Raw genomic sequence first — 22,926 nt, 5'->3', positions numbered from 1 at the left:
CCGAATCTTTTCTAATCTGCGCGCATTAGACTTTCCCTGATTCAGTTTTTAGGCTATTTCGGCCCTATTCGGCGAGGTCATCTCGGCAACTTTTTACCGTAGAATTTTCCTTCAAGGCTGATTTTCGGCTAAAGTTAGCGTAGAAATAGGTATTTCCTATGAATGTTTAAAATTATCAGAAGCGGAGGGAAATTAGCCGCTGATAAAGCAGGGTTTTTCAGCGATTATTGTGAAATATATTGAGTTATTTCATAATGATAATATTGTGCAGTTCTCCTCCGATCTCTCTGGCCATCGTGGCGTGCGTCATCTGTAGCCGCCTCATCCGAGGTCAAAAAGGCACGGTTCTGAATATCCCTGTAAAACAAACGGTTGAAGTGATAATTATTATCACTACCATTGTGAGCAATCTGTGTTGACGCCGCCTCGGGTTCAAGCAGCATAATGACAACAAATAAAGTTGTTGAGAAAGATAAGGTAGGTCATATGCAACAGGATACAGTTGGAACATTTTCCCTCACTGATAATGATTGGCTGGGGGTGACGATGACTGACAGCGCCGCCGCACAAATTACCCGATTGATGCAGCAAGATCCGGATATTAAAGGGTTGTATCTGGGAATTAAGCAATCCGGCTGTGCTGGATTTGCCTACGTGATGGAGATGGCGAAATCCTCCGCCAATGACGATCTGGTGTTCGAACACGGCGAAGCCAGATTATATGTGCCATTAAAAGCAATGCCGTTTATTGATGGGACAGAAGTGGATTATGTCCGCGAAGGGCTGAACCAGATATTTAAATTTAATAACCCTAAAGCCCAACATGCCTGCGGGTGTGGCGAGAGTTTTGGCGTTTGAGTGATGTGAACGAAATGACACGAAGCAAGGTAGAAGTTCCAGATGATGTTCAGGCTTGGGTCAGTGATGGCGGTTACAAGGAGGGTTTTTTCACCCAGTTGGCGACCGATGAGTTAGCGAAAGGCATTAACGAGGACGTGGTGCGGGCTATTTCAGCCAAACGTAACGAACCTGAGTGGATGCTGGAATTCCGTCTCGGTGCGTACCGAAGTTGGCTGGAGATGGAAGAACCGCATTGGCTGAAAGCCCATTATCAAAGCTTGGATTATCAGGATTATAGCTATTATTCTGCGCCATCTTGCGGCAGTTGCGATGAGAGCTGTGGCTCACAGCCTGGTGCGGTACAACAGCCTACCGATGGCGAAGGCCTGAGCACTGCGGCTAATGATTATCTGACCGCAGAAGTGGAATCGGCTTTTGCCCAGTTAGGGGTGCCAGTTCGCGAAGGTGCTGAAGTGGCAGTTGATGCGATCTTCGACTCCGTTTCCGTTGCTACGACCTATCGGGGAAAACTGGCAGAGCAGGGAATTATCTTCTGTTCTTTTGGCGAAGCCATTCAGGAGTATCCAGATCTGGTACGCAAGTACCTGGGTTCTGTGGTGCCAGCTAAAGATAACTTCTTCGCCGCTCTCAATGCCGCCGTGGCTTCCGACGGCACCTTTGTGTATGTACCCAAAGGTGTACGCTGCCCGATGGAATTATCGACCTATTTCCGCATTAATGCCGCGAAAACCGGTCAATTCGAGCGCACCATCCTGATTGCCGATGAAGGCAGTTACGTCAGTTATATCGAAGGCTGTTCGGCACCAGTACGGGATACTTATCAGTTACATGCGGCGGTGGTCGAAGTGATTCTGCATAAAAATGCAGAAGTGAAATATTCTACGGTACAAAATTGGTTTGCCGGAACGGCCAGCACCGGCGGCATTCTCAACTTCGTCACCAAACGGGCACTCTGTGAAGGGGAAGGGTCAAAAATGTCCTGGACCCAATCGGAAACCGGTTCTGCGATCACTTGGAAGTATCCGAGTGTGATTCTGCAAGGTGACAATTCTATTGGCGAATTCTTCTCTGTTGCCTTGACCAATGGTTACCAACAGGCAGATACCGGCACCAAAATGATCCATATCGGCAAAAACACCAAATCAACCATTATTGCCAAAGGGATTTCGGCCGGCCACAGCCAGAATACTTACCGTGGGTTGGTGAAAATCCTGCCGAGCGCGGAAAATGCCCGCAACTTTACCCAGTGTGATTCGATGCTGATTGGCTCTGATTCCGGTGCGCATACCTTCCCTTATGTGGAAGTGCGGAATAATACGGCCCAGTTGGAACATGAAGCCACTACCTCGAAGATTGGCGATGACCAATTGTTTTACTGCCTGCAACGCGGGATCAGCGAAGACGATGCGATCTCGATGATTGTCAACGGATTCTGTAAAGATGTGTTCTCAGAGTTACCGTTGGAATTCGCCGTTGAAGCACAAAAATTGCTCGCCATCAGCCTGGAACACAGCGTGGGTTAATCCCGTGGCAACTGCACCGCATCGCGTTGCGCTATGGCGCATAGAGGAAACAGCATGTTAAGCATCAAGAATTTGACAGTCAGCGTAGAAGGTAATGAAATCCTTAAAGGTCTGGATCTGGACATCAAGCCCGGCGAGGTTCACGCCATTATGGGACCGAACGGTTCAGGGAAAAGTACCTTGTCCGCGACGTTGGCAGGCCGTGAAGAATATGATGTCACTGATGGTGAAGTGATTTTTAAGGGTAAAAATTTGCTGGATCTCGATCCCGAAGCCCGTGCCGGTGAAGGGGTGTTTCTGGCGTTCCAGTATCCGGTAGAAATTCCCGGTGTGAGTAACCATTTCTTCCTGCAAACCGCGGTCAATGCGGTGCGCAAATACCGCGCACAGGAGCCATTGGATCGTTTTGATTTCGCTGATTTTATTGAAGAAAAAATCGCACTGCTGCAAATGCCGGAAGATTTGCTGACGCGCTCGGTTAACGTCGGTTTTTCCGGCGGTGAGAAGAAACGCAATGATATCTTGCAAATGGCCGCGTTGGAGCCGGATCTGTGCATTCTGGATGAAACCGACTCCGGTTTGGATATTGATGCGCTGAAAATTGTGGCGAATGGGGTGAACTCTCTGCGTAATGAAAAACGCGCCTTTATTATTGTGACTCATTACCAGCGTATTCTGGATTATGTTAAGCCCGATTTTGTCCATGTGTTGTATCAGGGCAAAATCATCAAGTCCGGTGACTTCTCGCTGGTGAAACAGTTGGAGGAGCAAGGCTATGGCTGGCTTACCGACCAACAGTAATCAAGCGCATCCGAAAAGTGCGGCGGCATTGCAACAGCTCGGCCAATTGGTTGCGCAAAACACCGCGAGTCTGCGAACTGACAATCATTGGCAGCAGGTTCAGCGGTTGGGTTTTCCGACGCAGAAACAGGAAGACTGGAAATACACGCCGCTCGATCGCCTGCTGGATCAGCGCTTTGCTTATGCCGACGCGCAGGTTAGCTCGGAACAGCTAGCCGCACTGGCGCTGCCGCTGGATGCTTATCGGCTGGTATTTATTGATGGCCGTTATGTTCCGGAGCTCAGTGATGCCGAATGCGGATGGTATCAAGTGACAACGATGACGGCGGATGCGTCGTTGCCCACTCCGGTACAGAGTGAAGTTTTCCTGCATCTGACCGAAAGTCTGGCACAGGAAGTCACGTTGATACGTCTAGCTGCGGGTCAGCACGGCAATAAGCCGCTGTATTTACTGCATATCAGCTCCGGTGACGCCGGCGAAGTGGTGAATACCAGTCATTATCGCCATCATTTGGTGCTGGAAGCCAACACGCAGGCTGATGTGGTTGAACATTATGTCAGTTTGAATGATTTGCCTCATTTTACCGGCGCGCGTCTGACGGTTTCTGTCGGTGATAATGCTCAGCTAACCCACTGTAAACTGGCGTTTGAAACTCCGCAAAGTGACCACTTTGCCCATAACGATATAGTGATGGGGCGCGATGCCCGTGCTAGCAGCACCAGTTTCCTGCTCGGTGCGGGTCTGACGCGACATCATACCAGTACCCAGCTCAATGGCGAGGGTGCCACATTGTCGATCAATAGCCTGCTGCTGCCAGTGGGGCGGGAAGTGTGCGATACCCGCACCTATCTGGAACATAACAAAGGGTATTGCCAAAGCCGTCAGTTACATAAAACGGTGGTACGCGAACGCGGAAAAGCGGTGTTTAACGGAATGATTAAAGTGGCGCAGCACGCGCTGAAAACCGACGGTCAGATGACCAACAATAATCTGTTGTTGAGTAAACTGGCGGAGGTGGATACCCGACCGCAGTTGGAAATCTATGCGGATGATGTGAAGTGTAGCCACGGCGCGACCGTTGGCCGCATTGATGCTGAGCAACTGTTTTATCTGCAATCTCGCGGTATCAGTCAGGCCGATGCCCAGCAAATGATTATTTTTGCTTTCGCTGCTGAACTGACCGAAGCCATTGGTAACGACATTATTCGCCAACGAGTGATGGAGCGGATCGCCGATCGTCTAGTCGGAGAGCAGTTATGAGTTATCCTCTGCAACGCATTCGTGCCGATTTCCCACTACTGAGCCGTCAAGTCAATGGCCAGCCGTTGGCCTATCTGGACAGCGCCGCCAGCGCGCAGAAACCGCAGGCGGTGATCGATCGCGAGCTGGATTTCTACCGTAGCGGCTATGCGGCGGTGCATCGGGGGATTCATACTCTGAGTGCTGAAGCAACCCAAAGCATGGAAGCGGTACGGAGTCAGGCGGCGGCTTTTATCAATGCTGCTTCTGCCGAGGAAATCGTGTTTGTTAAGGGCACCACTGAGGCCATCAATCTGGTGGCGAACAGTTATGGCCGACATTTCCTACGCGCCGGTGACAACATCATCATTACCGAGATGGAGCATCATGCCAATATCGTTCCTTGGCAGATGTTGGCGCAAGAACGTGGGATTGAAATTCGCGTTTGGCCGATCACGGAAAGCGGCGATCTGGATCCTGACGTTCTGCCGCAGTTGATCGATACTTCTACCCGTTTACTGGCTATCACTCATATTTCTAACGTTCTCGGCACGGTTAACCCGATCGAACAGAGTGTGAAGACGGCAAAAGCTGCCGGGTTGGTAGTGCTGGTGGATGGCGCGCAGGCGGTGATGCATCAGGCGATCGATGTGCAGCAATTAGGCTGCGATTTTTATGCGTTCTCCGGTCACAAACTTTATGGTCCAAGCGGCATCGGTATTCTGTACGGTAAAACCGAATTGTTGCAGAAAATGCCGCCGTGGGAAGGCGGTGGGGCGATGATTAAAACCGTCAGCCTGACCGACGGTACTACTTATGCCGATGCGCCGGGGCGTTTTGAAGCCGGTTCACCCAATACCGCTGGCATCATCGGATTGGGTGCCGCGATGACCTATGTCAGTGAGCTGGGGCTGGACACGATCCAGAGTTATGAGCAGCAATTGATGGCCTATGCCGTTGAGGCTTTGCGACAGGTTGACGGGCTGGTGATGTATGGTCCTGCTTCCCGCGCCGGCGTGATTGCTTTTAATCTCACGCCGCATCATGCTTTTGACGTGGGGAGTTTTCTCGATCAGTACGGCATTGCCATTCGCACCGGCCACCACTGTGCCATGCCATTGATGAGCCACTACGGCGTGCCGAGCATGTGCCGAGCTTCGCTGGCCATTTACACCAGCCGTGACGAAATTGATCGTTTGGTGGCGGGGTTACAGCGAGTCAAGCGTTTGCTAGGCTAGGAGATTAGCCCGTTAGGGTGATTATCGTTATCAAAGCTGGCTATTTTTATGGTCGGCTTTACTTTTTTTCAGCATTAGGACACGCCGATGGCCACGCTGCCAGATAAACAAAAATTGATACGTAATTTTTCCCGCTGCCATAACTGGGAAGAGAAGTATCTGTATGTGATTGAGTTGGGTGCGATGTTACCGCCGCTGAATGCTGAACAGCGTCAGCAGGAAAATTTGATCAGCGGCTGCCAAAGCCAGGTGTGGATTAGCATGACGCTGGACGATCAGGGTATTGTCCGGTTTGCCGGTGATAGTGATGCCACTATTGTCAAAGGCTTGGTGGCCTTGGTCTTTATCTTGTATCAGGATTTAACACCGCAGCAAATTATCGATCTGGATGTTCGCCCATTCTTTGCCGATTTGGCCCTCAGCCAGCATTTGACACCATCCCGTTCTCAGGGGCTGGAAGCGATGATCCGCGCTATTCGCAATAAAGCTGCCCAGCAAGTCTGAATCTGATCTTGGCGGCGGCGACAGCGTCCATTCCAGGGAAACTACCGTGATGGCTGGATGATGTCGTAAGCCATTGAGCTTCCCGCATGTCACCGACCGCCGAATCTCGGCCTTAATGACGATGTGATCACCGCGGTGAAGAAGAGATCGTCAGTCTAGATTTGTCAGCAATCTGAGGCGGCCTGGCCGCCTTTCAACTACCTTTATTAATATATTAATCGTCTGCATACTTTTTTAAAAATCATTATTATTTTGTAAGGTGTTACCGGACTAAAACGGTGGAATTTCAGCAGGTTAAATCTTGTTGGAGGGGCGAAATCAGCGAAGAAAATTACTTTCTAACACCTTGATTTTTAGAGAAATAATTTACCTTTATAATCATTACTGTTAGTATAGTTTTGCCTGATTTTCAGGCAAAAATGACGCTAGCTAACTCGCGGTATAAACCGAATTTGAAGAAGTGATGTAGGAACCAAGCATGAAACGTGCATTAACTTTGATAGGTATGTTATTCGCTACCTGTATGGCTGGCAGTATTACTGCTGCCAATGCAACAGAATATCCTCTGCCACCTGCCAATAGCCGTATTATTGGTGAAAATACCACCTTTACCGTTCCAAATGATGGCCGTCCTCTAGAGGCGATTGCTGCCGATTATAAAATCGGTCTGTTGGGTATGTTGGAAGCGAATCCAGGCACCGATCCGTATCTGCCTAAGCCGGGTTCCGTGCTGACGATTCCAACCCAAATGTTGCTGCCTGACACCCCGCGTGAGGGTATCGTCATTAACTTGGCGGAACTGCGCCTTTATTATTATCCGAAAGGCCAGGATAAAGTTATCGTTTACCCGATCGGTATCGGCCAGTTAGGGCGTAATACCCCAACCATGACGACGTCGGTTAGCCAGAAAATCCCGAACCCAACCTGGACACCAACGGCGAATATTCGTAAACACTACCTGGCTCAGGGCGTAACCCTGCCAGCGGTGGTTCCAGCGGGTCCAGAAAACCCAATGGGTCTGTTTGCCATGCGTTTGGCCGCTGGCGGCGGTGAATATCTGATTCACGGTACTAACGCTAACTTTGGTATTGGTATGCGTGTTAGTTCAGGTTGTATCCGTTTGCGTCCTGATGACATTCAAGCGCTGTTCAGTTCAGTACCGAAAGGCACCCGTGTACAGGTTATCAATGAGCCGATCAAATATTCAGTTGAACCGGACGGTAAACGCTATGTGGAAGTTCACCAGCCGCTATCGCGTTCGGACAATGATGATCCGCAAACCATGCCAATCGCGCTGAGTGCTGGCGTGAAAGCCTTTATGGCCAACGGTGAAACGGATACCGCAGTGGTTGAAAATGCAATTGTACGCCGTTCTGGCATGCCGGTACTGGTTAGTAAAGGCATGGCAGAGACTGAGGCGGCTCCTGCTGCTGTAGCGCCACTGGAAGCCTCTCAGAGCGAAGAACAGACAATACCTAAACTGGTACAGCCAGGTCCGATCTATTCTGAAACAAACTAATAGATAAAAATGTTTATCCCCCGCAGCGCTGGGCAAAATGAAAGCAAGGAGGCTTTCATACGTGAAGCGGATGTTTAGCTGAGCGAGTCTGATAGGAGAAGCGGGAATAGCGTTATTCGGGGCAAAAAAAATGGCGCACAATGTGCGCCATTTTTCATTGAAGTAATATTACTTCTTGTAAGCGTGAGCTTGGTTGTCCAGACGTTGGTTAGCACGTGCTGCATCGTCTTTAGCTGCTTGAACGTCAGAACGGATTGCGTTCACGTCGTTGCTCAGTTGGTCAACTTTAGCGTTCAGAGTTTGAACGTCTGAAGACAGTTGATCAATTTTAGCATTGCTTGAACAGCCAGCCAGCATAGTAGAAGCCAGAATTACCGCGCCCAGTACAAGTTTAGTACGATTCATTATAACACCCTCTAGATTAAGTTAATCTCCATGTAGCGTTATAAGTATTACACAAACTTTTTTCGAAAGAGAATAATTTTTTTATATTAATGAGCTTTATTTTGATCGTTCGCTCAAAGAAGCATCTGGTTTTAAAAAATCGTTAAAAAATAAAAACAAAACCGCTGTATTCCATGGGACAAGTCTTATTTGCCAAGCATTGAGAAACCGAGTGAGGATTAAATGTTTTTTGGAGAAGGTCTGATTGGGAAAGTTAAAAGAAAAACGCCGCAGTAATAGCGGCGTTCTAATATTATCAGCAGGACAAGCGATGCTGGATTTACAGCACGTGTACTGAAGAGGTGTTGGTGGTGCCGCTAGGGACTAATGCACCTGAAACCATGATAACCACGTCGCCTTTTTGAGCCAGACCGCTCGCCAGTGCCGCTTCTTTACCAATGCGGTAGAAATCATCGGTAGAAGCAATTTCTTTCACCAGAGTAGGGACTACGCCTTTGGTCAGGATTAACTGACGGGCAGTTACTTCATTGGTTGTTAGCGCCAGGATGGTGGCAGTCGGGAAGTATTTACGCACAGATTTGGCTGACTTGCCGCCGCGAGTTGCCACAACAACCAGCGGTGCACCCAGTTTCTCTGCCGTTTCAACCGCACCGCGGCAAACCGCTTCGGTGATCCGCATTTTACGGTTGTCGTTCAGGGATTCGATACGGCTTGGCATCACGCGATCGGTACGTTCACAGATGGTCGCCATGATAGTCACGGATTCCAGTGGATATTTACCTTTGGCGCTTTCGCCAGATAGCATAACCGCATCAGTACCATCTAAAATGGCGTTAGCAACGTCGCCAGCTTCTGCACGGGTAGGGCGCGGGTTTTTGATCATGGAGTCGAGCATTTGGGTGGCGGTGATCACCACTTTACGTGCACGGTTACATTTTTCGATCATCATTTTTTGCGCGAAGATCACTTCTTCAACTGGGATCTCAACGCCTAAGTCGCCACGAGCAACCATGATGCCGTCAGAAGCTTCCAGAATTTCGTCGAAATTATTCAGGCCTTCTTGGTTTTCGATCTTGGAGATGATTTGGATATGCTCGCCACCGTGTGCTTTCAGGTGTTCACGAATTTCCAATACATCAGAGCGTTTACGGATAAAGGACGCAGCAACGAAATCAACACCTTGTTCACAGCCAAAGATCAAATCGCCTTTGTCTTTTTCTGCCAGAGCAGGCAACTGGATAGAAACGCCAGGCAGGTTAACGCCTTTGTTTTCGCCCAGGTCGCCGTTGTTCAGCACTTTACAGACTACGGTGTTTTCGGTGACTTCGGTCACTTCCATGCCGATCAAGCCGTCATCAACCAGCACGGTGTTACCGATTTTCAGGTCAGCAGCGAAACCTGCGTAGGTAACAGCGACGGTTTGGTTGTTACCGATGACGCTTTGGTCAGTGGTGAAAGTGAAAGTTTGACCGGCAACCAGCGCTACGTCTTTACCGCCTTCCAGCTTCATGGTGCGGATTTCCGGGCCTTTGGTATCCAGCAGGATAGCGGCTTTCAGACCGGTTTTTTCCATAACCGCACGGATGTTTTTAATACGTTGACCGTGTTCTGCATAGTCACCGTGAGAGAAGTTTAAACGCATGACGTTCATACCTGCATTCAGCAGGTTAGTCAGCATAGCTTCAGATTCGGTTTTTGGCCCGATAGTACAAACAATTTTAGTCTTTTTCATGACGGATTTTTCTACAAGTTGTGATGGATAAAAAGCGAAAGAATCCGCCAGCCAGGCTGACGGAACGGAATGTGGGTAATCTCTGGTGTAACGAAACAGTAGTAAGAATAGGTGACAGTTGCATAGATCGAGCGGAAAACTTTTGCGCAGGACTTCGCGCTGGGTCTGTCTGTGACAGCCAATTGAGGAGTTGTATTTTTTTAGCGTATCGACAGATCAAGATGCTGAAACCATTCAACTGAAACGACGGTTCGTATTATACGGTGTAAGTGGCGGGAAATGAAATAAAAATCAAAAACTCATCATCCGAAATGATAAAAATCGCGTAAATGTCGCGCAAACTGCGGCGGTAAATGGTTTTTGTTGCGCAACAATGATCAGATGTCCATACGATGTGTAAATTTTTTGTGACGACAAAAGATAAAATAATACTGCTGGCGTGCCGTGGGTGACGGTAGGGCGAGGGAGAAACGGTGGTGAGTTTGATTAAACACAAGGATAGCAGGGTGTTGATAAGTGAAATCAAGATAAACAGCAAGCGATGGGCTGGGCGCTAGTCATGAGGTGTTAAACGAGAAGAACAAGATTTGGTGCGTCCGAGTGGACTCGAACCACCGACCCCCACCATGTCAAGGTGGTGCTCTAACCAACTGAGCTACGGACGCACTGTAGGATATTTGAATGGTGCGTCCGAGTGGACTCGAACCACCGACCCCCACCATGTCAAGGTGGTGCTCTAACCAACTGAGCTACGGACGCACTGTAGGATATTTGACTGGTGCGTCCGAGTGGACTCGAACCACCGACCCCCACCATGTCAAGGTGGTGCTCTAACCAACTGAGCTACGGACGCACTGTAGGATATTTGAATGGTGCGTCCGAGTGGACTCGAACCACCGACCCCCACCATGTCAAGGTGGTGCTCTAACCAACTGAGCTACGGACGCATCGATTACTGCCAGCCATCAAAGGTGACAGCGGGGACGAATATTAACGGTGTGCTTGCCTGCTGGCAAGGAGAAAAACGCAATTTTATCTGTAATTTCACGCGATTGCTGTGCTTTCGCTCATTGCGATGCTTTTTTCTCCACCTTGAGTGGCAAATTTAAGGCCGTCGGTGCAGCTGTTACGCCGGCGGCCTTTTCTGCTCAACCAACCAATATCATCATGGTAGTCAGCGATTAATGTGCAGCTCGCCCCAAAATGAACTCGGCAGATTGTTTTTGCAGCCAGCGAATGCGCAGCGTCATCAAGATTGCCGCCGCCGTCAGGCCGATAATAAAACCGATCCAGAAACCACTTGGCCCCATCGCTGGTACGACATAATCGGTCAGCGCCAGAATGTAACCACTCGGTAAACCCAGAATCCAGTATGAGGTAAAGGTAATAAAGAAGATGGAACGAGTATCTTTATAGCCACGCAACACGCCGCCACCGATAACTTGCACCGCATCAGACAGTTGATAAACCGCCGCCAGTAACATTAAATGCGACGCCATCGTCACGACTTCCGGCGTTTTGTTGTACAACAGGGCGATTTGCTCACGGAAGACCACAGTAAATATCGCGGTAATAGCCGCACTCCCTAGGCCAACGGCGATAGAGGTGTAAGCGGAAACCCGCGCCGCTGCCACGGAACCTTCACCCAAACGATGGCCTACACGGATGGTTGCGGCGACGCTCAGAGACATCGGTAACATAAACATCAATGAGCTGAAGTTAAGGGCTATCTGATGGCCAGCAACGGACACAATGCCTAATGGCGAAACCAGCAGTGCCACCACGGCAAACAGTGTGACTTCAAAGAATAGTGCCAGTGCGATCGGCAGTCCTAGGCCGGTCAGGCGCTTCATCACTTTCCAGTCGGGTGGTGCAAAGCCTTTTTCCAGTTTGATATCCTGCTGCGAACGCGCCTGCGTGACGTACCAACGCATCATCAGGAACATCACCCAGTAGACACTGGCGGTTGCCACACCACAACCCACGCCGCCTAATGCTGGCGCGCCAAATTTACCGTAGATAAAGATATAGTTGATGGGAATATTGACCAGCAGCCCAAGAAAGCCGATGACCATGCCCGGTTTGGTTTTGGATAAGCCTTCGCACTGATTGCGCAGCACCTGAAAACACAGATACCCCGGGGCACCCCACATAATGGCGTGCAGGAAGCCGATCGCTTTTTCTGACAGAACCGGGTCAATGTTATGCATTTGGTTGATGACCTGGTCACTGTTGTACAGTATCACCATAATCAATATGGATAAGAGGATCGCCAGCCAAAAACCCTGTCGAATTTGGTGAGCAATTTGCGGGCGGCGTCCGGAACCGTTCAGTTGGGCGACCGTGGGCGTCAATGCTAGCAATAGGCCGTGACCAAACAGGATCACGGGCAACCAGATCGACGTACCGACAGCCACGGCGGCCATATCTGTGGCACTGACGGAGCCAGCCATAATGGTATCGACCACGCCCATGGCCGTCTGCGATAACGAAGCAATAACCACGGGAATCGCCAGCGCTAATAAACTGCGGGCTTCTGTTAGATACTTTTGCAAGTACACACCTTTCTAATCATGTTGGTATAAAACGGGCTAAATTGCCTCTTCCATTTGGCATGTTTGTTGCGGTCAGTCTAAGTACGGACAGCGCTGAACAGCCTTAGCCTATCAGAGGTAGGTGAGGGATGAGCCTGACCGGAGACAATGCGGCAAAGAAAATAGCGCTAATGGAAATAGGCTCTAATGGTTAAGATGATAATTTATCGTCCTTGGCGGGCAATATTGTACCGTCTCTTCGAGGTTAAGCAATCATTTGTCACTGCGGATCAACGGACTAGCGCTCGCGATAGATTTTTACCGTTCACGGTTTGGTTTTCTTTATTATCTCAATTATCTAAGGCAAACTGGAGTCAATGTGTGATTTCTCTTTGCAATAGATAACGAATAAGAGGCATAGCCTATGTTTACCGGTATTGTTCAGGCCACTGCGCCGGTCGTGGCCATTGATGAAAAAGCCAATTTTCGCACTCATGTGCTGCAATTCCCGCCCGAAATGTTGCCTGAATTGGCGCTGGGTGCTTCTGTTGCTCATAACGGTTGTTGCCTGACCGTGACCCATATCGACGGTGACCGGGTGAGTTTCGATTTGATTAAAGAAACGCTGCGTATTACTAATCTCGGTAATATTCAGGTCGGTGATTGGGTCAATCTGGAACGTGCAGCAAAATTCAGCGATGAAATTGGCGGGCATTTGATGTCCGGGCATATTGCTTGTACCGCTGAAATTGCCAAGATATACACGTCGGAAAACAATCGCCAAATCTGGTTCCGGATGCCGAGTGAAGACCTGATGAAATACGTATTGCATAAAGGTTTCATCGGGATTGACGGTATCAGCCTGACCATTGGCGAAGTGGAAGGCAAGCGCTTTTGCGTGCATCTGATTCCAGAAACGCTTGGGCGCACCACGTTAGGCAAAAAACGTTTGGGTCAGACGGTAAATATTGAAATCGATCCGCAGACGCAGGCGGTCGTCGATACGGTTGAACGCGTGCTTGCCCAGCGTGATATTGCCAGCAGTGCCGGGCTGCTGGCGAGTGAGTTGGCTGCCAAAAGCCAGCATTGATCGGGCGAACCGATAACGGCTGTCGTTGTTTACCCTGTCAATCACTTCGACAGCGATAGAGAAATAGATAGCGAGCAAAATAGCAACAGGGATGCCATGAATGAATGGCATCCCTTTAACTATTGCGGCTCGACCGGTTAACGAGGCACGCGCATTCCGCCGTCAACACCGCGCGGGCTGAACAACACTTGCCACAGCTGAATATCTCTGGCACGGAAAGCACCAGCGCAAGCATTGAGGTAATAACTGAACATCCGTTCGAAACGCTCGGAGTAATTCTCTGATAAACTTGGCCATGCGGCGCGGAATCGCTGATACCAAGCCATCAATGTGCGATCATAATCAGCGCCAAAATTATGCCAATCCTCCATGACAAAACGTGATTCACTGGCTTCGGCAATATGACGAATTGACGGCAGACAGCCATTCGGGAAGATATATCGGTTAATCCACGGGTCAACGCGAGAATGGGTTCGATTGGCACCAATGGTGTGCAGCAGGAAAAGGCCATCAGGTTTCAGATTATGTTTCACTACCTCGAAATAGGTGTGGTAGTTTTTCGGCCCGACGTGCTCGAACATGCCGACAGAAACAATGCGGTCAAACTGTTCGTTCAGATCCCGATAGTCTTGCAATAAGATAGTGACATCTAGCCCAGCGCAGCGCTCGCGCGCCAGTTTTTGCTGCTCAGCCGAAATGGTGACACCGTAAACCGATACGCCATAATGACGCGCAGCATAGGCAGATAATCCCCCCCAACCACAGCCGATATCCAGCAATTTCATTCCGGGTTCCAGTTGCAGTTTTTCGCAGATCATCCGCAGTTTATTTTCCTGCGCCTGTTCAAGGGTTTTGGCGTTGTCCCAGTAACCGCAGGAATATTGCATTTGGCTATCGAGCATGTTGCTAAACAGGTCATTGCCGAGATCATAATGTTCTTTCCCAACGATCCAGGCGCGTTTTTTCGATTGTAGATTGATCAGGCGGGTGGCGGCGATACGTAATGTATCTTTCAAATGGTGGGGGAGCTTATTTTCCAGCCCGGCTTGTAACACGCGCTGGAAGAATATATCCAGTCGTTCGCATTCCCACCATTTATCCATATAACTCTCGCCCAGCCCCAGCGTGCCATCTTGTAATACGCGCTTAAAGAAGTCAGGGTTATTAACCTGAATGTCAAAAGGTCGTGAACCATTGATTTCAATATCAGCCTGACTCAGCATGTCATGAACAATGCGATACCACGGATTTTCTTGAATATTCAGGTCTTCTATACAGGATGAACTCATAGTTTCTCCGTCATTCTTTCTTCTGACTGATGTCCCGCAATATAAAGATAAATTTGCGGCAGCATACCCATAAGGTGTTGAATACCTTAGTGTCTAATATCCCAACACGGACAGAGGAAGATTAAGAATAAGCCTTGGTGCGCTTGGCACCAAGGGGACTCATCCATAAGAAAAATGTGACGCAATCCACGCGCACAGAAAATATGACTAACAGTACTTGTTATATTAACCCACTTTATATAAGGCTGGATCGAGTATAGGCGCGCAGGGCAGCTTTCTCAATATTAAATCTGCCCTGGGTCACCCGTACACTCCGCGATTATTTCCCTTGAGGACTATGCCCCTCAGCGACTAATTCGTTTTGATTATTGAAGGATTTCATTTTTTTCATACCGTACAGGTGGATGATATAGCCTAATATTGCCACCAGAACGGTTAATACCATGACGGTGACGGTCGCCAATAATGGTTGGTGAATAAAGGTCGAAACCAGCATGCTGGCAATAAAGCAGGTGCCCAATTGCAGGGTATTTTGCAGTGCTGCCGCTTTCCCGCTGTTATTGGGGAAAGGTATTAAGGCATTCGATACCACGATGGGATAACAGGCACCATTAACCAGCGCCATGACACAGAATGGAATCAATAGTGTCAGTAATGTCGGCTCGGTCAGCGTCGCAATCAAATACAGAGCAACCATGCTTAAACCGTAACCTAACAACAACCACGGCAGTAGGGTATTGCCTTTCATATAATTCAGCGCACTGCGACAACCATAGCCACCGAGCAAAAATGCCAGTGTCTGCGGCACATAGCTTAAACCAATGACATTCGGGTTGTAGCCCATATCACCCAAAATAAAGGGTGAGCCGGTCAGCCAGGCAAAGAAACCGGCGCTACAAGCGGCGAAAATCATCACATTGCCACTGAATAACGGCGATTTGATGATCTGCCAAAAATTCAGATTATCTTTAGCAACACCGGTTTCCGTGGCTTTTTTCTTTTCTCTCAATAAGGCGGTTGGAATCAGTAATAGTAGGGTAATCGCCAGCAGTACCACAAAAATGGCGCGCCAGCTAAAGTGGTTAAGTAACCATGCGCCCAGCAGCGGAGCTAATGCTGGAGAAAGTGCCACCAGTGGCATAATAGTGGCAAATACGCGGTTGGCCTTACCGTCGCGATAGCGGTCAATCACCAGCGCCTGCCAAGTCACGGCGGCGGAGCAAACCCCAATAGCCTGTACCAACCGCAGTATCAGTAATTGTGCCGGGGTTTCAACCCAAACCATCCCCAGACAACCCAAGGCAAACAGGCTCAGGCCAAGTAATAGCACGGGTTTACGGCCTAATTTGTCCGACAGTGGCCCCCAAATCAGTTGTGCAATCGCAAACCCAGCGAGGAAAATACTTAAACTGGCACTGATGGCGCTGGCAGAAGCTTGTAGGTCTTGCTGCATTGCGCCAAAGGCGGGTAAGTACATGTCCGTGGCCAAATATCCCAACATGCTCAACCCGGCCAGGTAGAACATAAAACTGGCAGATGTTTTCATTTGTTTATATCTATCTCGTTATTTACCCTTCATTTTGCGCGTCGCCGCGGCATTGGTCGCCGCCGAAATAGATCGGATGACCGTTGTATTTTCTGCACACTCACGGGTTTGCTGCGACGCGAAATCTTGTGGGTAGGTTATTTTGCAGGAGAATTATTGCGGGGAGCATTCTATCCGGCTAGCTATTCCGTTGTGAAACGGTAATATTTGCATACTGGTGTGAAAAAAATTGAAGGCAAGTTTATGTGGTCTGAATATTCACTGGAAGTGGTTGATGCGGTTGCCAGAACTGGCAGCTTTAGCGCGGCAGCACAAGAATTGCACCGTGTACCTTCTGCTGTCAGCTATACGGTTCGACAATTGGAGACATGGCTTGCAGTCCCTTTATTTGAACGTCGTCATCGCGATGTGGAACTGACCGAAGCCGGTGTGCTGTTTATTAAAGAAGCACGAACTGTTATCAAAAAAATGATTGACACTCGCCGTCAGTGCCAGCAGGTGGCTAATGGTTGGCGAGGGCAGTTGGATATCGCCATTGATATTATCGTGAAACCATTACGTAGCCGCCAATTGGTGCTGGATTTCTACCGACATTTCCCGGATATCGAGTTGAAGGTGCGTTTTGAAGTGTTTAACGGCGTTTGGGATGCGTTGGCCGATGGACGAGCCGATATCGCCATTGGTGCAACTCGCGCCATTCCGGTGGGCGGTCGTTTTGCCTTCCGCGATATGGGATTTATGAGCTGGCACTGTGTGGTCAGCATCAATCACCCGCTGGCTGCACTCAGTGGCCCGTTGAATGACGATCAATTACGACCCTATCCGTCATTATGTATTGAAGACACAGCACGCAATTTACCCAAAAGAGATACTTGGACGCTGGATAACCAACGGCGCTTAGTGGCACCAGATTGGCAAACCGGAATTGATTGTTTGTGTGACGGTTTGTGTATCGGGATGGTTCCAGCCCATCGAGCAGCGGCTTTGACCCGCGAGGGGAAGTTGGCGGTGATCACTCTGGCTCAGCCGTTGCCAGATAGTCCATGTTGCCTGACCTGGGAGCAGAATAACCACTCGCCAGCCTTGGCTTGGTTGCTGGACTATCTGGGGGATACTGAGACGCTAAACGCCGAATGGCTACGGTGAGAGGCGTAAGTCGTCAAGACAGAAGTCAGCGGAGTCGTTTTCCGACTTCTGTCTGATGGCTTAACGGCGATAGTCGCGGAATGGGCCATCGGCGACCGAACGTCGCTCAACCAGTTTTGGATGCACTTCAATAGTCTGCGGATCTTCGCGCTTACTGACGATCCGATCCAATAACATGGCGAAGGCGCTTTCGCCCAAACGTTCTTTCGGTTGATGAATGGTGGTTAATGCGGGCGAAAAATATCGCGCGTTGCGCACATTATCATAACCGATCACCGAAATATCCTGGGGTACGCGTAGGCCAAGTTCGTCGGCGGCACAAATTGCGCCCATGGCCATAATATCGCCGCCGCAGAATACCGCTGTCGGGCGATGTTTTTGCGTCAGAATTTGATGCATCGCCTTATAACCGGACTCGGGTTCGAAATCCCCTTGCACTACCCATTCATCACGCAGGGTGATATTGGCTTCTTCCAGTGCCTTAATAAAGCCTTGATGGCGTCCACCGCCAGTGTTACGCGCCAGCTGCCCTGGGATGGCACCGATATCGCGGTGACCGCGTTCAATCAGATAGCGACCCGCCAGGTAACCGCCTTCAAAGGCGTTATCAATAATAGAGTCGGTAAAGTCACCGCGCGCGGTTCCCCAGTCCATCACCACCATGGGAATATTGCGGTAGTCTTCCAGCATGCCCAATAGTTGTTCCGGATATTCGGAGCACATCACCAATAATCCGTCCACGCGCTTTTGTGCCAACATGGCTAAATAGGCTTTTTGCTTATCAAGATTATTATGTGAATTACATAGAATCAGGGTATAGCCTTTGCTATAGCAGCTATTTTCTACCGCTTCGATCACTTCAGCAAAATAGGGGGCTTCGCTGGAGGTCGCCAGCAACCCAATGGATTTGGTGTGATTGACTTTCAAACTGCGTGCTACGGCGCTCGGTGAATAGTGCAGATCTTTGATGGCTGCCCAAACGGCAGCTTTGGTGTCTTCGGCGACGAAACGTGTCTTATTGATGACATGGGAAACGGTAGTGGTAGAAACGCCCGCGCGTTTGGCCACATCTTTAATCGTTGCCATAAAAAGAATGACTCCTAAACTGACCTGTTACAGCAGGTCAGTATTATGTTAATCGTTTGCCTGCGTTGATCTAAACCCTTTCAGACGAATATCATCATTCCACTGGTTATTTTCGTCAGCGCGCTGTCTGAGAGGAGTTTTTAGGCGTTATGGTTCGGTACGCAGTAATGAACTGCGGATTTTGGCTGATCTGGAGGAAAAGTGAAAGATCTAATCAACGTTATACTGTGAGTAATGATAACAAGATTTTATTCTCAAACTGTGGGAAAATCATTTAACACACAAACAATGTGTCTTTTACTACCCCATTAGCCGACTGAGGAGTTTATATGGATACGAATCTGAAAATGTCATTGATTACTACCATTGGATCGCTGGCTGTGATTATTATCTTCAGCTTGACCGCGGTAATGAATTAAATTCTCACTGTCCAGATGAGCGACGATAAGTGAGAAGGGCGGAGAATCTATCCGCCCTTTATCTTGGTGATTCAGCAATCAGGCCAGATTTTTCTCGACGAACGCCCAGTTAACCAGCGCCCAGAAGTGATCCAGGTATACCGGACGCGCATTGCGGTAATCGATATAGTATGCGTGTTCCCACACATCAACGGTCAACAGGGGTTTATCTGTGGTGGTTAACGGTGTTCCCGCGTTGGATGTACTGACAATCGCCAGGCTGCCATCAGCCTTTTTCACCAGCCAAGTCCAACCCGCGCCAAAGTTTTTCACGGCAGCATCGGTAAATTGTTGCTTGAAATCGGCGAATGAACCGAATGCAGCCACGATAGCTTCAGCTACTTTACCGCTAGGTTCACCTCCGGCGTTAGGTGCCAGGCAGTTCCAATAGAACGTATGGTTCCAGACCTGAGCGGCGTTATTGAAAATACCGCCGTTGGCACTTTTCACGATGTCTTCCAGCGTTTTACCGGCAAACTCGGTGTCTTTAATCAGATTGTTCAGGTTAACCACGTAGGTGTTGTGGTGTTTACCGTAATGGTATTCCAGCGTTTCTGCCGAGATATGCGGTTCAAGGGCATTTTTTGCATAAGGCAGTGCAGGTAATTCAAAAGACATGGCTCTCTCCTTTCAGGTTACTCAGGGTGTTGCCCATCAAATCACCCACTAGGCGGTGGCGACGGGCGGATAAATAATTGTCATATATTTGTTATAGGTATTAATCTTAACAACTTTCACGCGGAAAAACAGACTTAACCACGCAGAGTTTAAGTGATTAGCGAGAAGCTATTCAGCGCGCAGATCTTGGCGATGGGCTGGTGGGTAATTCTGCCCCGACGGTGGATAAACCGGCAGGGCGATAACGCTAGCGAATGGTTTTGGGTGTCACTACGCGGCGGGCACCGACATAATGGTCTTGCCAGTAATCATTATTCAGCATACTGATGCGAATTTCTTCACCGGTTCGCGGCGACTGAATAAATTTACCGTTACCGAGGTAAACCCCAACGTGATCGGCCACGCCACGGTTGGCAATATTAAAGAACACCAGATCACCACTTTCTAATTCAGCTCGTTTAACCGGCGCGGCATCGCGTAGATGATACATTTCATTGGCGGTACGCGGCATTTTTATTCTGACCACATCTTTGTAGGCATAATAAATGAGTCCGCTGCAATCAAACCCTGTAATCGGTGAGGTTCCTCCCCAACGATAAGGTTTACCGACCTGTTTCATCAGTTTGGTCATCGCAGTTTGTTTGGCGTGTTGATAGCGCTTTTTATGGGCAGGGCTGAGTTTAAGTTTATTATTGGCGACTAATGCAGTTGCGGCTTTCTTATCATTTTTATTTCGGTGTCGGCCATAGGCAACGTGGGTTTCTTTTTTGGCATTAACTTTCTTCACTGCCGTTTTATTTGCAGTAACCTTTTTCTTTTCTGCCCCCATTTTCTTATTTGCTGCCACGGTAGATTGAGTGGATTTATTTGCGGCACGGGGCTTTTTACTCTCTACGGTTTTTGTCTTGGTCTTCTTTTTAACCACAGTGGCGGACTGTTTAACTGGCGCGGCCGACTTTGTTTTTTTTGCGTTCTTGTCTGCTTTCCGTTTTTTACGATCGTCAGGGCTTGCCTGGCTAACATGGCTTTTTTTCTGTTCGGCTGAGACACGAGCCTGCGGAGAGGCATGCGCCAGATTTAAATATAGCTGGGTAAACAACAGCACAAACAGCGTGAATATTAAACGCATAACGTCGCTACCAACCTTGGCCCTGAAATAGATATCGAAGAGTGACAGTATTGCTGAAACTCAGCGGATTAAACAGCAGAGAGCTATTTGATTCTAATTGATTTTGTGAGAAAACGTTAATGGCGTTTGAATTGCTGGTTTTTTATGCGCAATCTGGATTTAAAATAACCGTTTGTCAGTGTGTTAGCTAAATATTTTCCTCAGGAAAAGGTTAAAGATATTCCTGAATTACCGCGGATAAAAATGTTATTCTTAATCGGTGTTTATGTAGCGAAGCCTATCCCGATCACGGTGGTGAGATAAACCCCTGCAAAAAATGGCGTTTTATTGAGAGCATCACAATCGGTACAATAACCTGATTGCAACAAATAGAACGCGATGACGGCTAAGCGAAATGACGTAGGTTTTAGCCATCTAATGGCTTGAGGAAGCAACAAATGACGACAATTGAAAAAATTCAGCGCCAGGTAGCAGAAAACCCCATCCTGCTGTATATGAAAGGCTCACCGAAGTTGCCTAGCTGCGGTTTCTCCGCTCAGGCTGTGCAGGCGTTGTCTGCCTGTGGCGAACGTTTTGCCTATGTGGATATTCTGCAAAATCCAGACATCCGTGCTGAATTGCCTAAATATGCCAACTGGCCGACTTTCCCGCAGTTATGGGTAGATGGCGAATTGGTTGGCGGTTGTGACATTCTGATCGAAATGTATCAGCGTGGCGAATTGCAACAGCTGTTGAAAGAAACCGCTGATAAATATCGCTCACAGGAAGATCAAGCCGCTGAATAATCGCGGTCTTTTTGGTGTGGATACAATAAAATAGGTGGCTCCGGCCACCTATTTTTATCACGGGCAATCTATCCTTGGCGATTATGCGGCGATAGACGCCGCAATGACGCACCCAGCGACATCAGGACGCTGATTCAGCCGGTATGGGCAGTGGCCAGCCGCCTAAGCGTTTCCAGCGGTTAACCAACTCGCAGAACAGTTCGGCAGTTTGCTCGGTGTCATACAGTGCTGAATGCGCCTGTGTGCTGTCGAAGGGAATACCGGCGGTCAGGCAGGCTTTCGCCAATACCGTTTGCCCTAATACCAAACCGCTGAGTGCGGCAGTATCAAAAGTGGCAAAAGGGTGGAAAGGGTTGCGTTTCAGGCAGGCGCGTTCGGCGGCTTCCATCACAAAGCTGTGATCGAAATTGGCATTATGCGCCACAATAATCGCGCGATTACAGCCTCTATCTTTAATCCCTTTGCGTACCGCTTTGAATATGGCGTGCAGGGCATCGTATTCACTTACCGCACCGCGCAACGGATTGCTAGGATCGATGCCATTAAACGCCAGTGCCTCCGGTTGCAGGTTGGCACCTTCAAAAGGTTCAACATGGAAGTGCAGGGTTTCATCTCGTTGCAGCCAACCGTTTTCATCCATTTTGAGGGTAACAGCGGCGATTTCTAACAATGCATCTGTTTTGGCATTAAATCCGGCGGTTTCAACGTCAATCACTACCGGATAATACCCACGAAAACGACCACTCAGGGCGTTAACATCACTTTTTTCTGCCATCAGTTTCTTATCTTCATTCGAATATAGCGCGCATTATGTCAAATTTTTTCGTGTGATGCAGGGGGAATCATCAGAAGAAAGGAAGCGATCGGTGCCAGAGCCTGAAATCACTTCCTTAACCTTTGAATATGGCTATCAGATCGGTGTTTTGTCGTCTTAGTGACCCAAGCCCAGGCTGGCACTTTTGTTTTCGATCAATTCGATTTTATAGCCGTCGGGATCGTCGACAAAAGCAATAATGGTGTTACCGCCTTTCACTGGGCCGGCTTCTCGGGTGACTTTGCCGCCGGCCTGACGGATGTGGTCGCAGGTTGCTGCCACATCGTCTACACCCAACGCCAAATGGCCAAATGCATTGCCCATATCGTAGCTGTCCACACCCCAGTTATAGGTCAGTTCAATCACTGAGCCTTCGCTTTCATCGCTATAACCGACAAAGGCCAAAGAGTATTTATAGTCGGTATTTTCGCTGGTACGCAGCAAACGCATGCCTAACACCTTGGTGTAGAAATCAATGGATCGTGATAAGTCACCGACGCGGATCATGGTATGAAGTAAGCGCATAATTTCCTCTGGTTAATTCTCTTGCCATGCCAGATGGCGGAATAAGTGCAATTCTGGCTAGTATAGCCCTGCCAATTAATGGA

At 48.9% G+C, this 22,926-nt stretch carries 20 protein-coding genes, 4 tRNA genes and 1 pseudogene; 11 read left to right on the top strand and 14 right to left on the bottom strand.

Translation table 11 applies throughout. The features are described 5' to 3' along the window. Window positions 1-486: 486 nt before the first annotated feature. From sufA to DJ39_RS12010, 7 genes are all read left to right on the top strand, one after another. On the top strand, window positions 487-858 hold the full coding sequence (sufA, locus tag DJ39_RS12040; RefSeq protein ID WP_038242672.1) for a Fe-S cluster assembly scaffold SufA: 372 nt from the start codon (window positions 487-489) through the stop codon (window positions 856-858). A 14-nt stretch (window positions 859-872) separates the two neighbouring features. Beyond that, window positions 873-2,384: a Fe-S cluster assembly protein SufB gene (gene sufB / locus DJ39_RS12035; protein ID WP_038242773.1), complete on the top strand. Its 1,512-nt coding sequence runs from the start codon at window positions 873-875 to the stop codon at window positions 2,382-2,384. Between the two features lie 54 nt (window positions 2,385-2,438). Beyond that, window positions 2,439-3,185 (top strand): Fe-S cluster assembly ATPase SufC, encoded by a 747-nt coding sequence (gene sufC, locus DJ39_RS12030; protein WP_004717660.1) that lies wholly within the window; start codon window positions 2,439-2,441, stop codon window positions 3,183-3,185. Continuing rightward, window positions 3,160-4,446, top strand: coding sequence for a Fe-S cluster assembly protein SufD (gene sufD, locus DJ39_RS12025; protein WP_038251407.1), 1,287 nt, complete (start codon window positions 3,160-3,162; stop codon window positions 4,444-4,446). Before sufC ends, sufD begins: the two co-directional genes overlap by 26 nt. Further along, entirely contained in the window at window positions 4,443-5,663 is a 1,221-nt protein-coding gene (gene sufS, locus DJ39_RS12020; protein ID WP_038251405.1) for a cysteine desulfurase SufS, read from the top strand. The genes sufD and sufS overlap by 4 nt, the downstream gene beginning before the upstream one ends. Before the next feature lie 87 nt (window positions 5,664-5,750). Next, window positions 5,751-6,167: a cysteine desulfuration protein SufE gene (sufE, locus tag DJ39_RS12015; RefSeq protein WP_004717654.1), complete on the top strand. Its 417-nt coding sequence runs from the start codon at window positions 5,751-5,753 to the stop codon at window positions 6,165-6,167. 478 nt (window positions 6,168-6,645) lie between these two features. Then, a complete protein-coding gene (locus DJ39_RS12010) occupies window positions 6,646-7,686 on the top strand; it encodes a L,D-transpeptidase family protein (protein ID WP_004717652.1) in 1,041 nt (346 codons plus the stop codon). Between the two features lie 168 nt (window positions 7,687-7,854). On the opposite strand, the gene DJ39_RS12005 is transcribed toward DJ39_RS12010, so the two are convergent. The 7 genes from DJ39_RS12005 to DJ39_RS11970 all read right to left on the bottom strand — a co-directional run bounded on the left by DJ39_RS12005 (window position 7,855) and on the right by DJ39_RS11970 (window position 12,378). Next, window positions 7,855-8,091 (bottom strand): major outer membrane lipoprotein, encoded by a 237-nt coding sequence (locus DJ39_RS12005; protein ID WP_005165631.1) that lies wholly within the window; start codon window positions 8,089-8,091, stop codon window positions 7,855-7,857. A 319-nt stretch (window positions 8,092-8,410) separates the two neighbouring features. Next, window positions 8,411-9,823 (bottom strand): pyruvate kinase PykF, encoded by a 1,413-nt coding sequence (pykF, locus tag DJ39_RS12000; protein ID WP_004717649.1) that lies wholly within the window; start codon window positions 9,821-9,823, stop codon window positions 8,411-8,413. Window positions 9,824-10,411: 588 nt separating this feature from the next. After that, window positions 10,412-10,488 (bottom strand) — tRNA-Val (locus DJ39_RS11995). A 17-nt stretch (window positions 10,489-10,505) separates the two neighbouring features. Beyond that, window positions 10,506-10,582, bottom strand: a tRNA-Val gene (locus tag DJ39_RS11990). Window positions 10,583-10,599: 17 nt separating this feature from the next. Further along, window positions 10,600-10,676 (bottom strand) — tRNA-Val (locus DJ39_RS11985). 17 nt (window positions 10,677-10,693) lie between these two features. Then, a tRNA-Val gene (locus tag DJ39_RS11980) sits at window positions 10,694-10,770 on the bottom strand. 234 nt (window positions 10,771-11,004) lie between these two features. Next, the gene (locus DJ39_RS11970; RefSeq protein WP_038251401.1) at window positions 11,005-12,378 is read right to left on the bottom strand and encodes an MATE family efflux transporter; all 1,374 of its coding nucleotides are present in this window, start codon (window positions 12,376-12,378) and stop codon (window positions 11,005-11,007) included. Window positions 12,379-12,781: 403 nt separating this feature from the next. Here DJ39_RS11970 and DJ39_RS11965 point away from each other — a divergent pair, with 403 nt between their 5' ends. After that, a complete protein-coding gene (locus DJ39_RS11965; protein ID WP_004717645.1) occupies window positions 12,782-13,447 on the top strand; it encodes a riboflavin synthase in 666 nt (221 codons plus the stop codon). Window positions 13,448-13,584: 137 nt separating this feature from the next. On the opposite strand, the gene cfa is transcribed toward DJ39_RS11965, so the two are convergent. Both cfa and punC read right to left on the bottom strand, forming a co-directional pair. Next, complete coding sequence (cfa, locus tag DJ39_RS11960; RefSeq protein ID WP_004717642.1) at window positions 13,585-14,736, bottom strand: cyclopropane fatty acyl phospholipid synthase; 1,152 nt, start codon at window positions 14,734-14,736, stop codon at window positions 13,585-13,587. 319 nt (window positions 14,737-15,055) lie between these two features. Further along, entirely contained in the window at window positions 15,056-16,282 is a 1,227-nt protein-coding gene (gene punC, locus DJ39_RS11955; protein WP_004717640.1) for a purine nucleoside transporter PunC, read from the bottom strand. 243 nt (window positions 16,283-16,525) lie between these two features. Between punC and punR the strand changes: the two genes are divergently transcribed. Next, window positions 16,526-17,428, top strand: coding sequence for a DNA-binding transcriptional activator PunR (punR, locus tag DJ39_RS11950; RefSeq protein WP_038251399.1), 903 nt, complete (start codon window positions 16,526-16,528; stop codon window positions 17,426-17,428). Window positions 17,429-17,488: 60 nt separating this feature from the next. On the opposite strand, the gene purR is transcribed toward punR, so the two are convergent. After that, window positions 17,489-18,514, bottom strand: a complete 1,026-nt coding sequence (purR, locus tag DJ39_RS11945; RefSeq protein ID WP_004717637.1) for an HTH-type transcriptional repressor PurR — start codon at window positions 18,512-18,514, stop codon at window positions 17,489-17,491. Between the two features lie 329 nt (window positions 18,515-18,843). On the opposite strand from purR, the gene cydH reads away from it, so the two are divergent. Next, complete coding sequence (gene cydH, locus DJ39_RS17970) at window positions 18,844-18,933, top strand: cytochrome bd-I oxidase subunit CydH (protein ID WP_096823419.1); 90 nt, start codon at window positions 18,844-18,846, stop codon at window positions 18,931-18,933. 78 nt (window positions 18,934-19,011) lie between these two features. Here cydH and sodB read toward each other — a convergent pair whose 3' ends face one another. Next, on the bottom strand, window positions 19,012-19,590 hold the full coding sequence (gene sodB / locus DJ39_RS11940; RefSeq protein ID WP_004717636.1) for a superoxide dismutase [Fe]: 579 nt from the start codon (window positions 19,588-19,590) through the stop codon (window positions 19,012-19,014). A 247-nt stretch (window positions 19,591-19,837) separates the two neighbouring features. Then, window positions 19,838-20,719, bottom strand: a complete 882-nt coding sequence (locus DJ39_RS11935) for a C40 family peptidase (protein ID WP_004717635.1) — start codon at window positions 20,717-20,719, stop codon at window positions 19,838-19,840. Window positions 20,720-21,156: 437 nt separating this feature from the next. On the opposite strand from DJ39_RS11935, the gene DJ39_RS11930 reads away from it, so the two are divergent. Then, entirely contained in the window at window positions 21,157-21,504 is a 348-nt protein-coding gene (locus DJ39_RS11930) for a Grx4 family monothiol glutaredoxin (RefSeq protein WP_004717631.1), read from the top strand. 121 nt (window positions 21,505-21,625) lie between these two features. On the opposite strand, the pseudogene rnt reads toward DJ39_RS11930, so the two are convergent. Together rnt and gloA are read right to left on the bottom strand one after the other, a co-directional pair. Next, window positions 21,626-22,313: pseudogene (rnt, locus tag DJ39_RS11925) on the bottom strand (ribonuclease T). Window positions 22,314-22,435: 122 nt separating this feature from the next. Further along, the gene (gene gloA / locus DJ39_RS11920) at window positions 22,436-22,843 is read right to left on the bottom strand and encodes a lactoylglutathione lyase (RefSeq protein ID WP_038242659.1); all 408 of its coding nucleotides are present in this window, start codon (window positions 22,841-22,843) and stop codon (window positions 22,436-22,438) included. Window positions 22,844-22,926: the final 83 nt, after the last annotated feature.

The sequence above is a fragment of the Yersinia ruckeri ATCC 29473 genome, assembly GCF_000754815.1.
GTDB lineage: Bacteria > Pseudomonadota > Gammaproteobacteria > Enterobacterales > Enterobacteriaceae > Yersinia > Yersinia ruckeri.
The sequence above is the reverse complement of the archived record's forward strand: the minus strand, read 5'-3'. Positions and strand labels throughout refer to the sequence as shown.

Excerpts from the sequence above, each read along its gene's own strand:
- sufA (WP_038242672.1), top strand. The coding sequence starts at position 487 with ATGCAACAGGATACAGTTGGAACATTTTCCCTCACTGATAATGATTGG.
- sufB (WP_038242773.1), top strand. The coding sequence starts at position 873 with ATGACACGAAGCAAGGTAGAAGTTCCAGATGATGTTCAGGCTTGGGTC.
- sufC (WP_004717660.1), top strand. The coding sequence starts at position 2,439 with ATGTTAAGCATCAAGAATTTGACAGTCAGCGTAGAAGGTAATGAAATC.
- sufD (WP_038251407.1), top strand. The coding sequence starts at position 3,160 with ATGGCTGGCTTACCGACCAACAGTAATCAAGCGCATCCGAAAAGTGCG.
- sufS (WP_038251405.1), top strand. The coding sequence starts at position 4,443 with ATGAGTTATCCTCTGCAACGCATTCGTGCCGATTTCCCACTACTGAGC.
- sufE (WP_004717654.1), top strand. The coding sequence starts at position 5,751 with ATGGCCACGCTGCCAGATAAACAAAAATTGATACGTAATTTTTCCCGC.
- DJ39_RS12010 (WP_004717652.1), top strand. The coding sequence starts at position 6,646 with ATGAAACGTGCATTAACTTTGATAGGTATGTTATTCGCTACCTGTATG.
- DJ39_RS12005 (WP_005165631.1), bottom strand. The coding sequence starts at position 8,091 with ATGAATCGTACTAAACTTGTACTGGGCGCGGTAATTCTGGCTTCTACT.
- pykF (WP_004717649.1), bottom strand. The coding sequence starts at position 9,823 with ATGAAAAAGACTAAAATTGTTTGTACTATCGGGCCAAAAACCGAATCT.
- DJ39_RS11965 (WP_004717645.1), top strand. The coding sequence starts at position 12,782 with ATGTTTACCGGTATTGTTCAGGCCACTGCGCCGGTCGTGGCCATTGAT.
- cfa (WP_004717642.1), bottom strand. The coding sequence starts at position 14,736 with ATGAGTTCATCCTGTATAGAAGACCTGAATATTCAAGAAAATCCGTGG.
- punC (WP_004717640.1), bottom strand. The coding sequence starts at position 16,282 with ATGAAAACATCTGCCAGTTTTATGTTCTACCTGGCCGGGTTGAGCATG.
- punR (WP_038251399.1), top strand. The coding sequence starts at position 16,526 with ATGTGGTCTGAATATTCACTGGAAGTGGTTGATGCGGTTGCCAGAACT.
- purR (WP_004717637.1), bottom strand. The coding sequence starts at position 18,514 with ATGGCAACGATTAAAGATGTGGCCAAACGCGCGGGCGTTTCTACCACT.
- cydH (WP_096823419.1), top strand. The coding sequence starts at position 18,844 with ATGGATACGAATCTGAAAATGTCATTGATTACTACCATTGGATCGCTG.
- sodB (WP_004717636.1), bottom strand. The coding sequence starts at position 19,590 with ATGTCTTTTGAATTACCTGCACTGCCTTATGCAAAAAATGCCCTTGAA.
- DJ39_RS11935 (WP_004717635.1), bottom strand. The coding sequence starts at position 20,719 with ATGCGTTTAATATTCACGCTGTTTGTGCTGTTGTTTACCCAGCTATAT.
- DJ39_RS11930 (WP_004717631.1), top strand. The coding sequence starts at position 21,157 with ATGACGACAATTGAAAAAATTCAGCGCCAGGTAGCAGAAAACCCCATC.
- gloA (WP_038242659.1), bottom strand. The coding sequence starts at position 22,843 with ATGCGCTTACTTCATACCATGATCCGCGTCGGTGACTTATCACGATCC.